At 73.8% G+C, this 15,141-nt stretch carries 11 protein-coding genes; 5 read left to right on the forward strand and 6 right to left on the reverse strand.

All coding sequences use genetic code 11. The features are described 5' to 3' along the window. Positions 1-12 precede the first annotated feature (12 nt). The 3 genes from C6376_RS12135 (at position 13) to C6376_RS12145 (ending at position 3,630) form a co-directional block, all read left to right on the forward strand. A complete protein-coding gene (locus C6376_RS12135) occupies positions 13-1,161 on the forward strand; it encodes an acyl-CoA dehydrogenase family protein (protein WP_107443423.1) in 1,149 nt (382 codons plus the stop codon). A 19-nt stretch (positions 1,162-1,180) separates the two neighbouring features. Then, positions 1,181-2,230 carry a Zn-dependent alcohol dehydrogenase gene (locus C6376_RS12140; RefSeq protein ID WP_107443424.1) on the forward strand — a complete coding sequence of 350 codons (1,050 nt, stop codon included), beginning with the start codon at positions 1,181-1,183 and terminating at the stop codon, positions 2,228-2,230. Positions 2,231-2,337: 107 nt separating this feature from the next. Continuing rightward, the gene (locus C6376_RS12145; RefSeq protein WP_254075916.1) at positions 2,338-3,630 is read left to right on the forward strand and encodes an MFS transporter; all 1,293 of its coding nucleotides are present in this window, start codon (positions 2,338-2,340) and stop codon (positions 3,628-3,630) included. 36 nt (positions 3,631-3,666) lie between these two features. Here the strand turns inward: C6376_RS12145 and C6376_RS12150 are convergent, their stop codons facing one another. Next, positions 3,667-4,683, reverse strand: a complete 1,017-nt coding sequence (locus C6376_RS12150) for a GlxA family transcriptional regulator (protein ID WP_107443425.1) — start codon at positions 4,681-4,683, stop codon at positions 3,667-3,669. Between the two features lie 119 nt (positions 4,684-4,802). Between C6376_RS12150 and C6376_RS12155 the strand changes: the two genes are divergently transcribed. Further along, positions 4,803-6,101, forward strand: a complete 1,299-nt coding sequence (locus tag C6376_RS12155; protein ID WP_107448925.1) for an MFS transporter — start codon at positions 4,803-4,805, stop codon at positions 6,099-6,101. A gap of 281 nt (positions 6,102-6,382) precedes the next feature. Then, positions 6,383-7,921, forward strand: a complete 1,539-nt coding sequence (locus tag C6376_RS12160) for a multicopper oxidase family protein (protein ID WP_107443426.1) — start codon at positions 6,383-6,385, stop codon at positions 7,919-7,921. Positions 7,922-7,939: 18 nt separating this feature from the next. Here C6376_RS12160 and C6376_RS12165 read toward each other — a convergent pair whose 3' ends face one another. From C6376_RS12165 to C6376_RS12185, 5 genes are all read right to left on the reverse strand, one after another. After that, positions 7,940-8,536, reverse strand: a complete 597-nt coding sequence (locus tag C6376_RS12165) for a flavin reductase family protein (protein ID WP_107443427.1) — start codon at positions 8,534-8,536, stop codon at positions 7,940-7,942. 75 nt (positions 8,537-8,611) lie between these two features. Beyond that, the gene (locus tag C6376_RS12170) at positions 8,612-9,403 is read right to left on the reverse strand and encodes an enoyl-CoA hydratase/isomerase family protein (RefSeq protein WP_107443428.1); all 792 of its coding nucleotides are present in this window, start codon (positions 9,401-9,403) and stop codon (positions 8,612-8,614) included. 318 nt (positions 9,404-9,721) lie between these two features. Next, entirely contained in the window at positions 9,722-11,947 is a 2,226-nt protein-coding gene (locus C6376_RS12175) for an acetate--CoA ligase family protein (RefSeq protein ID WP_107443429.1), read from the reverse strand. A 203-nt stretch (positions 11,948-12,150) separates the two neighbouring features. Then, positions 12,151-13,623 carry an FAD-dependent oxidoreductase gene (locus C6376_RS12180; RefSeq protein WP_107443430.1) on the reverse strand — a complete coding sequence of 491 codons (1,473 nt, stop codon included), beginning with the start codon at positions 13,621-13,623 and terminating at the stop codon, positions 12,151-12,153. 224 nt (positions 13,624-13,847) lie between these two features. Continuing rightward, positions 13,848-15,035: an NAD(P)/FAD-dependent oxidoreductase gene (locus C6376_RS12185; RefSeq protein ID WP_107443431.1), complete on the reverse strand. Its 1,188-nt coding sequence runs from the start codon at positions 15,033-15,035 to the stop codon at positions 13,848-13,850. Positions 15,036-15,141: the final 106 nt, after the last annotated feature.

Here is a 15,141-nt window from a genome sequence, read left to right on the forward strand (position 1 = left end):
GAGGAGGTCAGCGTGGATTTCGGTTTCACCCCTGCGGACGACTCTTTCCGCGTCGAAGCACGGGACTGGCTGGCCGCACACGCGCCGCAGGCCTCCGGCCGGCGGTCCTGGGAGCGGGCTCTCGGGGCGGCCGGGTGGATCGGGCTCGGCTGGCCGGAGAGCGGATACGGCAACCGGACCGGGAGCCTCACCCAGCAGGTCGCCTGGGCCGAGGAGTACGCCCGGTCGGGCGCCCCGCCGCGCTCCGGGCACATCGGGGAGAACCTGCTCGCGCCCACCATCCTCGCGCACGGCACGGACGAGCAGAAGGCGCGCTTCCTGCCTCCGGTCGCCGCCGGCGACGAACTGTGGTGCCAGGGCTACAGCGAGCCCGGCGCGGGGTCCGACCTCGCCGGCGTCCGCACGCGTGCCGAAGCCGCCCCCGACGGACGGTCGTACCGCGTCACCGGCCAGAAGATCTGGACCTCCCTCGCCCATGAGGCCGACTGGTGCTTCGTCCTCGCGCGCACCGACCCGCACTCCCGCCGGCACCACGGCCTGACGTTCCTCCTCGTGCCCATGGACCAGCCGGGCCGGATCGAGGTGCGCCCGATCCGGCAGCTGACCGGCACCAGCGACTTCAACGAGGTCTTCTTCGACGGGGCGCACGCGCGCGTGGAGCACGTCGTCGGTGTGCCGGGAGAGGGCTGGCGGGTCGCGATGAGCCTGCTCGGCTTCGAGCGCGGCGTGTCGACCCTCGCCCAGCAGATCGGCTTCGCCCGGGAGTTGGAGCGCGTCGTGCACGCCGCCGTGGAGACGGGCGCGGCCGGCGATCCCGTCGTGCGCGAGCGACTGGTGCGGCTGTGGGCGGAGTTGCGGACCATGCGGTGGAACGCGCTGCGGACGCTGGGCGGCACGGGCGGGCCGGGAGCGCCGAGCGTGGCCAAGCTGCTGTGGGCGGGCTGGCACCAGCGGCTGGGCGAGGTCGCCGTGCAGGTGCGGGGGGCGGCGGCGAGTGTCGGCCCGGCCGACTGGACGCCCGCCGCGCCGTACGAACTCGACGACGCGCAACACCTGTTCCTGTTCTCCCGGGCCGACACGATCTACGGCGGTTCCGATCAGATCCAGCGCACGATCATCGCCGAGCGCGTGCTCGGCCTGCCCAGGCAGCCCAAGGGATGAGGCAGAGGGGAGCAGCGTGATGCGAGGTGTGGTGTTCGACGGGAAGCGGGTCGAGGTCGTCGACGACCTTCAGGTGCGTGATCCGGGAGCGGGCGAGGTGCTCGTCGCCGTCTCGGCGGCCGGGCTGTGCCACAGCGACCTGTCGGTCGTCGACGGGACGATCCCCTTCCCGACGCCGGTCGTCCTCGGGCACGAGGGCGCGGGGGTCGTGGCGGCGGTCGGCGCCGGGGTCACGCATGTCGTGCCCGGCGACCATGTCGCGCTGTCCACGCTCGCCAACTGCGGCGCCTGCGCGGAGTGCGACCGCGGCCGGCCCACGATGTGCCGGCGGGCCATCGGGCGTCCCGGGAAGCCGTTCACGCGCGCGGGGCGGCCCCTCTTCCAGTTCGCGTCCAACTCCGCCTTCGCCGAGCGGACGGTGGTCAAGGCCGTGCAGGCGGTGCCGATCCCCAAGGACGTCCCGCTGACGTCGGCCGCGCTGATCGGGTGCGGGGTGCTGACCGGCGTCGGGGCCGTGCTGAACCGCGCGCGGGTCGGGTACGGCGAGAACGTCGTCGTCATCGGGACGGGCGGGATCGGGCTGAACGTGGTGCAGGGGGCGCGGATCGCGGGCGCGTCGCGGATCGTCGCGGTGGACGCCAACCCGGCGAAGGAGGCGGTGGCCCGGCAGTTCGGCGCGACCGACTTCCTCACCTCGGCGGACGCGGTGCGCGAGGTGCTGCCGACGGGCGCCGACCACGTCTTCGAGTGCGTGGGCCGGGTCGAACTGATCCGGCAGGCGATCGACCTGCTGGACCGGCACGGTCAGGCAGTGCTCCTGGGGGTCCCGCCGGCCACCGCCGAGGCGTCCTTCCTGGTCTCCTCGATGTACCTGGACAAGTCGATCCTGGGCTGTCGCTACGGCTCGTCGCGCCCCCAGCGGGACGTCGCCCTGTACGCGGAGCTGTACCGCGAGGGCAGGCTGCTGCTCGACGAACTCGTCACCCGGACCTACCCGGTCGAGGACTTCGAGAAGGCGGCGGCGGACGCCGAGGAGGGGCGGGTGGCGCGGGGCGTGCTGACGTTCTAGCGACCGCCGGCGCTGGGGGCGCGGGTTGGGGGTTGTCGCTTGTCGGTTGTCCACAGGCTGCGGAAAAAGCCCGTGGCGGTGTCGGCGCCTGCCTCTACGGTCGTTCCATGAGTTACCGCGATGTCGCCTCCCGACCGGTCCTGGTCTGGGCCTGCACCGCAGTCGGCGCCCGCATGCCGGTGGCCATGGCTCCGCTGGCCCTGGTGTTCCTGGTGCGCGAACGCCCCGGCGGCTACTCGCTGGGCGCGGCCCTCGCGGCGGCCTACGTCGTCGGTGAGATCGCGGGCGCTCCGGTGCTCGGGCTGCGGCTGCGCCCCGACCGGGCCCGCCTGCACCTGGCCCGGGGGCTGGCCTGCGGCGCCGTCGGGTTCGCGGGACCTGGGCTGGCGCCGGACGCGCATCCGTTGGTGCTGTGCGGTTTCGCGGTTCTGGCCGGAGCCGCTCCGGCTGCCGCCACGGGCGCTCTGCGCACCCTGCTCACCGAACTGGTGCCGGAGCGGGCGGCGGCCCAGGCGCTGTCGGTGGAGTCGATGCTGATGGCCGGGGTCTGGGCCGTGTCCCCGGCCGCCGTCGCCGGTCTGGCCCTCGGCGTCGCTCCGCGCGTCCCGTTGCTGCTGGCCGCCGCGTTGATGGCGTCGTCGATCGCGGGCCTGTGGCTGCTTCCGGCCGCCTGGGGCGGGAAGGCCGGCACGGGGAGCGGCCGGGTGGGCGGGATGCCGCTGCTGCGGGTGCTGACCGGCGTCTGGCCGGTGTACGTCACGGGCGCGGCGAGTCTCGCCCTGCTCGGGCTGGCCGAACTCGTGCTGCCGGCGCTGCTCGAGCAGCGTGGCATCGGCGTGGGGTGGTCCGGCCCGCTGCTGACCGGCATGGCGGTGGGCGGGGGGATCGGCGGCTTCGTCCACGGCCTGCGGGTCTGGCCCGGGCTGCTGCGCACCCGCAGCGTGGTGCTGATGGCCGGGGTGTCGGTCTGCGTGACGACGGCCGCGCTGTCGCCGTCCGCAGCGGTGATCGCCGCGGCGCTGATGGTGGGGGGCACACTCCAGTCGGGTGCGATGCTCACCCGCAACCTGTCGCTGCGCGACGCCCTTCCGCCCGACGCCCTGGCCGCCGGCTACTCGGTCATGTACGCGGCCGCGGGCGCGGGTTACGCGGCGACGGGCTCGCTGGCCGGCGGGCTCCTTCGGGCGGTCGCGCCGTCCACGGCGATGCTGGCGGGGGTGGGGCTGACCCTGGCGCTCACCGCGATCGGCTGGTGGGGCGAGGCACGTGCGGCCGCATGTCTGCCGCGCGGCGCCGACCGGGCCGCGGCCTCCGCCGAGGCGGGGGGCACGGCTCCCGCGCCGGGCCCCGCCGCCGGTGTGGAGGGCATGGGAGCGCGGGGCGTCGAGGGCGGTGGGTAGCTTGCGGGGTGGGAGCGGCGCAGGCGGGGCCCGGGGTCAGCGCACGGCGTCGGAGGGGGCGCCGGCGCCGGTGCGGAAGGTGCGGCGGTAGGCGGTCGGGGTGACGCCGAGTGCCGCCTGCAGGTGCTGGCGCATCGACTGGGCGGTGCCGAAACCGGCGTCCCGGGCGATCCGGTCGACGGACAGGCCGCTGGACTCCAGCAGGTGCCGGGCCCGTTCGACCCGCTGCCGGGTGAGCCACTGGCCGGGGCTGATGCCGACCTCCTCGCGGAAGCGGCGGGTGAACGTGCGCACCGACATGGCCTCCCGTTCGGCCATGTCGCGCAACTGGATCGGCTCGTGCAGGCGGCCGAGCGCCCAGGCGCGGGCGGCGGTCGTGGTCGCCTGCTGCGGGTCGGGCACCGGTCGTGCGATGTACTGGGCCTGACCGCCGTCGCGGTGCGGCGGCACGACGGTGCGGCGGGCCACGTCGTTGGCGACGGCGGTGCCGTGGTCGCGGCGGACCATGTGCAGGCACAGGTCGACGCCTGCGGCGACGCCGGCCGAGGTGAGCACGTCGCCGTCGTCGACGAACAGCACGTCCGGATCGACCTTGATCTGCGGGAAGAGCCGCTGGAGGTGTTCGGCGTCGGCCCAGTGCGTGGTCGCGGGACGGCCGTCGAGGAAGCCGGCCGCGGCCAGCACGTACACGCCGGTGCAGATGGAGGCGAGCCGGGTGCCGGGCCTGACGTGGTCGAGGGCGGCGGCGAGTTCAGCGGTCAGGACGCCCTCCTCGAAGACCGGGCCGAGCTCGTAGCTGGCCGGGACGATCACGGTGTCGGCGGTGGCCAGCGCCTCGGGACCGTGCTCGACCATGATCGCGAAGTCGGCGTCCGTCTCGACGGGGCCGGGCGGGCGCACGGAGCAGGTGACGACCTCGTACAGCAGCCGTCCGCGGGCGTCCTTGGGGCGGCCGAAGATGCGGTGCGGGATGCCCAGCTCGAAGGGGAGCAGGCCATCCAGGGCGAGGACGACGACGCGGTGGGGACGGGAGGCGTGCTCGAGAGGGCCCATGGCCCGATCCTAGCGAACGCTGTCCTCCGGGCCACTCGTCCGTCCCGTGCGGATGTCCGAAGCTCGGTGGCGTGCATCAGACGACCGAGACCCGGGAATCCGCCGGGGAACAGAAGCCCGTGTCCGACCGCCTCCCCGACCGCGTGTCCGGCCGTCGCCACGGCCGGATCCACCGCGCCTGGTTCGTCGCCGCCGTCACCTTCGTCACGATCATCGGCGCGGCGGCCTTCCGCTCGCTGCCGGGCCTGCTCATCGACCCCCTGCACGCGGAGTTCGGCTGGTCTCGCGGCACGATCGGCGCGGCGGTCTCGGTCAACCTGGCGCTGTACGGTCTGACCGCCCCGTTCGCCGCCGCCCTGATGGACCGGTTCGGCATCCGCCGGGTGGTCGCCGTGGCGCTGACCGTGATCTCGGCGGGCTCGCTGCTGACGGTGTGGATGACGGCGGCCTGGCAACTGCTGCTGTACTGGGGCCTGCTGGTCGGCCTCGGCTCGGGCTCGATGGCGCTGGCCTTCGCCGCGACCGTGACCAACCGCTGGTTCACCGAGCGCCGGGGGCTGGTCACCGGCATCCTGACCGCCGCCTCCGCCTCCGGCCAGCTGATCTTCCTGCCGGTGCTGTCCTGGACGGTCACCCGCTACGAGTGGCGCCCGGCGGCCGTCACGGTCGCGCTGGCCGCGCTCACCGTCGTCCCCTTCGTGTGGCTGCTGCTGCGCGACCATCCGGCGGACGTGGGCCAGAAGCCGTACGGCGCGAAGGAGTTCACGCCGAAGCCGCCGCCGGTGCGGGGCGCGGCCCGGCGCACGCTGCGGGTCCTGTTCTCGGCGGTGCGTACCGGCCCGTTCTGGCTGCTGGCCGGCACCTTCGCGATCTGCGGCGCCTCGACGAACGGCCTGGTGCAGACCCACTTCGTGCCCGCCGCGCACGACCACGGCATGCCGGTGACGGCGGCCGCCTCCCTGCTGGCCGTGATCGGCGTCTTCGACGTGGTCGGCACGATCGCCTCCGGCTGGTTCACGGACCGCTTCGAACCGCGCCGGCTGCTGGCGGTGTACTACGCGCTGCGCGGCATGTCGCTGCTGTTCCTTCCGGTGCTGCTGACCCCGTCCGTGCACCCGCCGATGGTCTTCTTCATCGTCTTCTACGGGCTCGACTGGGTCGCCACCGTGCCGCCCACCCTTGCCCTGTGCCGCGAGCACTACGGGGAGGACAGCGCGATCGTCTTCGGCTGGGTGCTGGCCTCCCACCAACTGGGCGCGGCCCTGGTCGCCTTCCTGGGCGGCGTGGCGCGGGACGCGTTCGGCTCGTACGACGTCGTCTGGTACGGGTCGGGCGCGCTGTGCGCGGCGGCGGCGCTGATGGCCCTCGTGATCCGTCGCCGGCCGGTCACGGCGGCCCTCGCGCCGGCGACGTCGTGAGCGGACGGGCATTGCCTGCGCGGACGGGCGTCGCCCCGGGCGTGCGGGCGCGTGCCCGAGGCGGGCGGCGTCGGCTCCCGCCGGTGGCCGGTGGCCGGTGGCCGGTGGCCGGTGGCCGGGACCCGGAGCCGGGAGAGGGAGGGAGGGGTGGGTCCGTCGGGTCGCCCGCGCTGCGCAACCGCGCCCGGGCGGCTACTCCGCGTACTGTGTGGCTACATTCAGTGACGGATGGCCGGGGTAGCCGAGGGTGTCCCGCCGTCCGCTCCCCGTGGAGGCGATCGATGACGTCGTTGGCCCGTCGTGACGTGCTGAAGTGCCTGCCGGCCGTGGCCGGCGCGACCGTGACCGGGACGGCGGCCGCGCGCGCGGCAACGTCGCATGCGGCCGCGCGGTCTGCGGCCGACGCCTGGTTCCCGCAGCCGCAGACGCGCCGGGCGGACCCGGACACGGGGCGGCTGGCCACCAGGCTGACCGTCGCGTTCACCGAGCTGGCGGTGCCCGGGGTGGGCAGTGTGCTCACCCGCACCTACGAGGGGTCGGTCCCGGGACCGACACTGCGGGTGCGGCCCGGGGGGACCCTGGAGATCACGCAGGTCAACGCACTGCCGCCGAACGCGGCGACGCACCAGGACATCAACGTCCCGCATCACTTCAACACCTTCAACCTGCACACGCACGGTATGCACGTCGATCCCGAGGGCGGGTCGGACAACGTCTTCCGCGCCTTCGAGCCCGCCGCCACTCCGGGGGAGACGACCACGTACTGCACCACCGTCGACGTCCCGGCCGACCATCCGGCCGGCACCTTCTGGTACCACCCCCACCACCACGGATCCGCTGCCACCCAGGTGCTGAACGGCATGGCGGGCGTGATCGTCGTCGAGGGCGACGTCGACGAGGTGCCGGAGATCGCGGCGGCCAGGGAGGTCGTCCTGTGCGTCAGCGAGCTCAAGCTGTCCGGCGGGCGGGTGCCGGACCTGACGTCCCACGGCGCCTTCGACGATCTCGCCTCGATCTTCCTGGTCAACGGCGTCAAGCAACCCGTGCTGACCATCGCGCCGGGGGAGGTGCAGCGCTGGCGGGTCGTCAACGCGGGGGCGCTCACCGCGCACTTCCTGCACCTGAGCGGGCAGGAGATGCACCAGATCGCCTGTGACGGGATCACCTTCATGAGTCCCGTCCCCACCACCGGGGTGACCCTCCCGACGGGCGGACGGGTCGACCTGCTGGTCCGCGGCGGCGAACCCGGCACCTACAGTCTCTCCGCCGGCCCCGCCTCCCCGCCGCTGCTGACGCTCGTCGTCACCGGCGAGCCCCGTGCGATGGCGCTGCCGACGAGCCTGCCCGGCAAGGTGGCGAGCCTGCCCGCCCCCACCCGCACCCGGGTGCTGACGTTCCGCAGCTACGACCACGTCCTGTCAGGTGCCTTCCCGAACGCCTACCGCATCCTGGGCGACGGCGAGACCCCCGCGGCCGACCGCCGGGCGGGCCGCGGCGACCACGCCTGGGGGCGCTTCTCGCCCGACTACGTCAACCAGCGCGTCCGGCTGGGCGAGGTCGAGGAGTGGACGATCGTCAACGACGCGCACACCCACAACCATCACCCCTTCCACCTGCACACCAACCACTTCCTGCTCACCGCCGTCGACAACCGGCCGCTGGCCACGCCGGTCTGGCACGACACGGTCAACGTCCCGCCGAAGGGGTCGGTCACCCTGCGGGTGCGCGCCGAGGACTTCACCGGACGCTCGATGCTGCACTGTCACCAGCTCCAGCACGGCGACGAGGGCATGATGCAGATCGTCGACTACGTGCGCTGAGCGGTGCCGCGCCGGCGGTCAGCCGAACCGGCCCCGGTGGAACAGCAGCGGCGGTTCGTCCGCGCCGCCGTCCGTCCCCAGGGCGTTCACCCGCCCGACGACGATGAGGTGGTCGCCGCCCGTGTGGACCGCGTGGATCGTGCAGTCGATCCACGCGAGGGCGCCGGCGAGGCGGGGGGCGCCGGAGACCGGAGCCGGGTCGTGGTCGACGCCGGCGAACTTGTCGGTGCCGCTGGCGGCGAAGGCGCGGCACAGGGCCTGCTGGCCCGCGCCGAGGACGTTGACGCAGAAGACGCCCGCGCGGGCGATCCGGGGCCAGGTCGTGGACGTCCGGCCGACCATGAAGGCGACCAGGGGCGGGTCGAGGGAGAGCGAGGAGAAGGACTGGCAGGCGAAGCCGGCGGGGGCGCCGTCGGCGTCGGCGGCGGGCGCCGTCACGACCGTCACGCCCGAGGCGAAGCTTCCGAGCACGCGGCGGAACTCGCCCGCGTCCACCGGTGCCCGCTCGTCCTCCCGGACACAGCGCAGCTCGGGCCGCGGCAGCGGTTCGACCGGCGGCCTGCCCTCCGCCCTCAGATACCGCACGGCCGCGGCCGCCATTCCCGCATGTCCCATCACATCCCCATTGAAGCTGACGGTTCGTCAGATAGGAAGGGGTGTGCGGGTCCCGGTCCCCTGCGGTCTACGGCGTCAGCGGCCCCCGAAGTCCGCCGCGCGGCGTTCCGTGAAGCTCCGCACGCCTTCCCGGGCGTCCGCCGTCGTCATGTTGATCTCCTGGGCGGCGGCCTCGGCGGCGAAGGCGGTGGTGCGGTCGGCGTCGAGGGAGGCGTTGACGAGCTGCTTGGTCAGGGCGAGGGCGCGGGTCGGGCCGGCCGCCAGCCGGGCCGCCCACTCGCGGGCCGTCTTGTCCAGGTCGCCGTCCGGGACGACCCGGTTGACCAGGCCGAGGCGTTCGGCGTCGGCCGCGCCGAGCGCGTCGCCGAAGAACATCAGCTCCTTGGCGCGCTGAGGGCCCACCAGACGGGGGAGCAGATAGGCGCCGCCGCCGTCGGGGACCAGGCCGCGGCGGACGAACACCTCGATGAAGCGGGCCGACTCGGCGGCCAGCACCAGATCGCAGGCGAACGCGAGGTGCGCGCCGAGGCCGGCCGCCGTGCCGTTCACGGCCGCGACGACCGGCTTCTCGCAGTCGAGGACCGCGGCGATCAGGCGCTGGGCGCCCACCCGGATGGTGCGGGCCACGTCCCCGGCGATCCGCTCGCCCGCCGCCGACCCGCCCCGCAGGTCCGCCCCGGCGCAGAACCCCCGGCCCGTGCCGGTGAGGACCACCGCCCGCACCTCCGGGTCGGCGGACGCCTGCGCGAGCAGCGTGATCAGGTGGTCGCGCTGGTCCGGAACCAGGGCGTTGAGCGCCTCGGGGCGGTTGAGGGTGAGGCGGGTGACGTGGTCGTCCGTCGTGCTCAGGATCGAAGGGGCGGTCATACGTGTCCTCCGTGTCGGCAGGGCGGACCGCCGGGAGACGGCCCCGCCCCTCGTCTCGGCGTCGGCGTCGGCTGCGGCGGTCCGGCCGATCGGGGTCGCAGGGATCGGCGGTGCCTGTTCAGTGCCGGTGAGCGGGGTGCGGTGCGGTCGGCTGCGAGGCGGAGGAGGGCGGCGACGCGATGGGGGTCCCTCCGCCGGAGCGCGGCCGAGCGCGGTGGGGCCGGCAACCGGCGACGACGCCCCGGATGCGCGTGCCGCACCCCGCGTCCGCGGCGTGATCGCCCGGACCGGTCCCGGTCCCCGGCCGGGCGGTGCACCTCACCGGCACACCGCCAGCGCGTCCAGCGCCACCGCGCCCTGCCCGCTCGGCAGCACCACCAGCGGGTTGATGTCGAGCTCGGCGAGGTCGCCACCCAGCTCCAGGGCCATGCGCTGCACCCGCAGCACGACCTCGACCAGCGCGTCCACGTCCGCCGGCGGACGGCCGCGGACGCCGTCCAGCAGTGCCCGTCCGCGCAGGTCGTCGAGCATCGCGCGAGCCTGGTCCTCGCCGAACGGCGGCACCCGCACGGCGGCGTCCCGCAGGACCTCCACCAGCACCCCGCCCAGCCCGACCGTCACCGTCGGCCCGAACAGCTCGTCGTGGGTCACGCCGACCACCGTCTCCACGCCCCGCTCGACCATCTGGCACACCAGGACGCCGTCCAGCGAGACGCCCTCGTAGCGGGCGATGTCGGTCAGCTCGCGGTAGGCGTCGCGGACCTGGCTCGCCGAGGTCAGACCGATCTTCACCAGACCCAGCTCGGTCTTGTGGGCGATCTGCGCGCCGGACGCCTTCATCACCACCGGGTAGCCGACCAGCCCCGCGGCCCGCACGGCCGCCGCCGCGCTGGTGACCAGCTGCTCGCGCGGGACGCGGATGCCGTACGCCCGCAGCAGCTGCTTCGCCGCGTGCTCGCTCAGCTGCTGCCCGGGCCGCATCAGCAGCTGCGCCTTGCGGTAGGACGGCGACAGGGTGCGGGGGGCCTCGTCGAAGGGCGAGCGGTAGTCGCTCACGAAACGGTGGTGCCGCAGATGGGCGCGGACCGCCGTGACGCAGTTGGCGAGGGTGCGGAAGGTCGCCACCCGGGAGGAGCCCAGCAGCACGTCACGGTAGGCCGGTTCGGTGCCCACCGGGGATCCCCAGACCACGCACACCAGCTTGTCGGTCTGCTCGGCCGCGTCCACCAGATCCCGCACGAGACGGTCGCTCAGCGGCGGGAACGGGCCGGTGATCGGGCAGATCAGGACGCCCACCCCGGGGTCGTCGAGAATCGCGTCGATGATCTTCCGGCCGCGTTCGTCGCCGACCGGATGGCCGCCGTTGTCGATGGGGTTGGCCACGTTCAGGTACGCGGGGATCCACTGGTGCAGCTCGGCCTGCTTCGCGGCCGACAGGGTGGGCAGTTCCAGACCGGCCGCCGTGGCCAGGTCGGCCGCGTGGGCGCCGGTGCCGCCCGAGATGGAGTAGATCGCCACGCCGGACGCCCGCGGCGGCCGGGCGCGGGCCAACAGGGCGGCCGTGTCCTGGAGTTCGTCCAGACCGTCGACGCGGATCACGCCGTACTGCCGCATCGCCGCGTCGACGACCTCGTCCGCGCCGGTCAGCTTCCCGGTGTGGGTGGCCGCGGTGCGGGCGCCGGTCTCGGTGCGGCCCACCTTGACCGCGACCACCGGCACCCCGCGCCGGGCGGCGCGGTCGGCGGCGAGGAGGAAGGAACGGCCGTCCTTCAGGCCCTCCACGTAGCAGGCGATCGCGCCGACCTCCGGGCGTTCGGCGAAGTAGGAGAGGAAGTCCGCGGTCTCCAGGTCGGCCTCGTTGCCGGTCGGCGCCCAGTGGGAGAGGCGCACGCCGAGCTCCTGCAGCGCGAAGACCGGGCGGCCCTGGTGCCCGGACTGGGTGATGAGCGCGATCGACCCTCCGGTGAGATCGTCGCGGAACCGCTCGAAGGCGTTGAGGTTGGTGTTCGGGCCGAGGAGGCGGATGCCGGACCGCTCCACGGCCGCCGCCAGACGCTCCTGCTCGGCCACGCCCGCCTCGCCCGTCTCCGCGAAGCCGGAGGCGAAGACGACGGCGAACTTCACCTTCGTCTCGGCGAGCCCTTCGATCACCGGTACCGGGTCGGCGACCAGCAGGACCGCCAGGTCGACCTGTTCGGGCAGCTCGGCGACGGAGGGGAAGCAGGGGATGCCGAAGACGGTCGCACGGGTGGGGTGCACGGGATGCAGCCGCGCCCCCACCCGCTCGGCCCAGTCGACGAGTTGCCGGGTGACACCGGTGTTCGGGCGGCCTTCGGCGTCCGAGGCGCCGACGACCGCGACCGACTCCGGCCGGAAGAACCGGTCCAGGTCGGGGACGTCCGCGTAGAGCGGACGGCCGCTGACGTCGAGGTCGTCCGCCTGGGCCGGCCGGCCGTGGACGGCGGGCCCGGGGTGCTCGCCGCACGCGATGACCCGGGCCCGGCGGGAGTCGGTGGTGAGGGTGCCGTGGGTTGATCCAAGCATCGGTCCGCCCGCTCCTGTGTGACTGCCATGGGTGACTGTCGAGTAACTGACGCTCTGTCAGGTTACATACCTGACGGACCGTCAGGAATGGTCGTGCACACAGTCGTCACACACGTCCGCGCAGTCGTGCCCACCGGAACGAACGGAGACGGCCGGACCGGGCCGTCTCCGCCGTGGCGTCCGCGCCCCGCGCGGGCCCCCGTCTACAGGGCCGCCAGCACCTCCTTGGCCACCCGCTCGCCCGACCGCACCGCTCCGTCCATGAACCCCATCCAGTGGACGGAGGTCTCCGTGCCGGCCCAGTGGATGCCGCCGACGGGCCGGCGCAGGGCCGGACCGTACTGGGTCAGCACGCCCGGCGCCCCGATGGAGACGGGCCCGCCGCGGGTGTACGCCTCGTTGTTCCAGCGTTGCAGGACGAAGGAGGTGGGGGAGGCCGCTTTCGCGCCGAAGTACGTCACGTAGTCCTTCAGGACCGCCGCCTTGACCTCGGCCTCGCTCGCCGCGTCCAGCTTGCGGGCCTCGTCGGCCTCGATGAAGCCCATCAGCGCGCCGTACGAGGCGTCCGGCGGGGAGTTGTCGAAGGTCGAGCTGATCACGCCGGTGTCGCTGACCACCTGGCCGTTGAGGCCGTCCGCCCGCCAGAAGGGGGTGTCGTAGATCGCGATCGCCTTGCCCACCGACGCCATCGGGAGGCGCTGGGTGAGCTGGTCGCGGTCGGCGGGCAGCAGCGGGTCGTACGTGATGCGCGCGGCGAGCGGCGGCGGCACGGCGACGATGACGCGCTTGGCGGTGACGGTGAGGCCGTCGGCCGTGACGACGTACTTGCCGCCGGACCGGCTGATCGTGCGTACCGGCGCGTTCAGCGCCACCCGGTCGCCGAGCGTCGCCGCGAGCTTGACCGGCACCAGCTGGGAGCCGCCGACGAAGCGCCGCTCCTGGGCGCCGTTCGCGGTCTCGGTGAGACGCTCGAGGGTGCCGGGGGTCGACTCGTTGCCGGCGGCGGCGATGTAGAAGAGCACGAAGAGCAGCGAGAGTTCGCGGGGCTCGGCCGAGAAGATCGAGGTGCAGGCCACATCCAGCAGGAACTTGGCGGACGGCACGACGGCGTTGGCGCGCAGCCAGCTCTCGAAGGTCTGCCGGTCCCACTCCTCGGCCTTCGCCGCGGTCCAGGGCGCGTCGACCGGGACCGTCTTGGCCATGTCGTCCAGCGAGGACTGCACGATCGCCGCGTTGGCGAGGCCCGCGACGTCGACGGGTGGGACCGAGCCGAGCGGGCCGTCCGTGGCGTACGGGGTCTTCTTGCCGTCCTTGTAGAGCAGGTTCTTGCCGGTGTTGTACGTGGGGAAGGTGGCCACGCCCAGGGAGTCGGCGAGCGCCTTGATGCGGTCCTGGGTCGGGCCGATGAACTCGCCGCCGCCCTCGGTCACCCCGCCGTTCGCCAGGGGCAGGTTGACCACCCGGCCGCCGACGCGGTCGCGGGCCTCCAGGACGACGACCGTGCGGCCCGCGGCCACCAGGTCGCGGGCCGCGGTGAGGCCGGCCAGTCCGGCGCCGACGATCGCGACGTCGACGTCCCGGGTGGCCGCGGCGGCCGGGCCGCCGGCGGTCGCGGTGAGGGCGGTCGCGCCGGCGGCCACGGCCGCGGTGCGGCCGAGCAGGGAGCGGCGGGACATTCTGGGGGTCGGCCGGCTTTCACTTGCCACGTGCGTCCTCCGACGGGCTTCGGGAGCGAGAGGGGATGAACCTGAAAGGTGAACAGGTCTCACATTCTGGCTCCGTGAGAGGGCGCGCGACAACGCTCTCGCCACATCTTGCACAGGTGTAACGAGCAGGTGATGCAAGGGAGTTACCGGCGGTTACAAAGGGAGTTGCCGACGGTCGTCATGGTTGCGCGCAGTCACCGGCTCCGGCGGCGCACCGCCTTGGCGATCCGCTCGGCGTCGAGCGCCAGTTCGCGCAGCGTCCCGCTGATGGGGGTGGTGTAGCCGGTGAAGAACAGGCCGGGGGCGTCCTTCGGGGTCCGGGAGCCGTGGACGACGGGTCTGCCCGCGTCGTCGAGCACGCCGAGGTGGCCGACCAGGCCTTCCAGGGCGCGGACGTACCCGGTGGCCGCGACCACGGCGTCCGGGGCGATCCGGGAGCCGTCGGCGAGCACGACCTCGCCGCCCTCGAAGCCCTCCACGGCGGCCACGATCTCCACCCGGCCCTTGCGCACGGCGTCGATCAGACCGACGTCCTGCACCGGGATCGCACCCTGGCGGGCCCGGGTGTAGAGACCGGTGTCGGGGCGCGGCAGTCCGTGCGCGGACAGGTCGGGGACGCTCGCCTTCGCCGTCACCCGGGAGATCCGGTCGACGAGGGCGACGGGGAGCCGGCGGATCATGATGCCGCTGTACTGGGCTGCCCACCCGGCGGTCGAGCGGCGCACGATGTGCGGGACCGTGCGCACCGCCAGCCGCACCCGCTCCGCGCCGTTCTCCACCAGGTCGACGGCGATCTCCGCGCCGGTGTTGCCCACGCCGACGACGAGGACGTCCCGGCCCGCGTACTCCTTGCCGCTGCGGTAGTCGGCGGCGTGCACCAGGTCGCCCGTGAAGGCCTCGATGCCGGGCCAACGGGGCAGATGCGGGGTGTGGTTGTAACCGGTGGCGACGACCACCGCCGAGCCGACGAGCTCACGCCCGCCGGTGGCGCGCAGCAGCCAGCCGGTGCCGTCGGGCGTGCGCTCGACGCGGGAGACCTCGACGCCGGTGACGATCTCCAGTTCATGGACCTCGGCGTACTTCTCGAGGTAGCGCACCAGGTCGTCCCGGGCCACCCACCGCCCGAAACGGCGCGGTATCGCCAGCCCCGGCAGGGCCGAGAGGCGCCGGGTGGTGTGCAGGTGCAGCCGGTCGTAGTGGCGCCGCCAGGACGCGCCCACCCCGTCGGCCTTCTCCACGACGACGGCCCGTATGCCCTGGGCACGCAGCGTGTACGCGGTGGCGAGTCCGCCGGGGCCGCCGCCGATGACGTAGACGGGGCGGTCGGCCGGGTTCGCGGCAGTGATCGCCTGGGGGGCCGGGCGCGGTGCGGAGTCTTCCATGAGCGCGAGAGTAATCACGTATGCCGTTGATGGGTCTCGGTCAAGACCGGAATTGGTTGCGGATCGATCACGCATGGGTGAGATGTGGGTGGAGCTGGTGACGTAG

It is taken from the genome of Streptomyces sp. P3 (genome assembly GCF_003032475.1).
Taxonomy (GTDB): domain Bacteria; phylum Actinomycetota; class Actinomycetes; order Streptomycetales; family Streptomycetaceae; genus Streptomyces.

Bases quoted from the DNA above. Each gene is read 5' to 3' on its own strand.
- C6376_RS12150 (WP_107443425.1), bottom strand. From the start codon at position 4,683: ATGGGCCCTCTCGAGCACGCCTCCCGTCCCCACCGCGTCGTCGTCCTC.
- C6376_RS12180 (WP_107443430.1), bottom strand. From the start codon at position 13,623: ATGTCCCGCCGCTCCCTGCTCGGCCGCACCGCGGCCGTGGCCGCCGGC.
- C6376_RS12185 (WP_107443431.1), bottom strand. From the start codon at position 15,035: ATGGAAGACTCCGCACCGCGCCCGGCCCCCCAGGCGATCACTGCCGCG.
- C6376_RS12140 (WP_107443424.1), top strand. From the start codon at position 1,181: ATGCGAGGTGTGGTGTTCGACGGGAAGCGGGTCGAGGTCGTCGACGAC.
- C6376_RS12175 (WP_107443429.1), bottom strand. From the start codon at position 11,947: ATGCTTGGATCAACCCACGGCACCCTCACCACCGACTCCCGCCGGGCC.
- C6376_RS12165 (WP_107443427.1), bottom strand. From the start codon at position 8,536: ATGGGACATGCGGGAATGGCGGCCGCGGCCGTGCGGTATCTGAGGGCG.
- C6376_RS12170 (WP_107443428.1), bottom strand. From the start codon at position 9,403: ATGACCGCCCCTTCGATCCTGAGCACGACGGACGACCACGTCACCCGC.
- C6376_RS12145 (WP_254075916.1), top strand. From the start codon at position 2,338: ATGAGTTACCGCGATGTCGCCTCCCGACCGGTCCTGGTCTGGGCCTGC.
- C6376_RS12160 (WP_107443426.1), top strand. From the start codon at position 6,383: ATGACGTCGTTGGCCCGTCGTGACGTGCTGAAGTGCCTGCCGGCCGTG.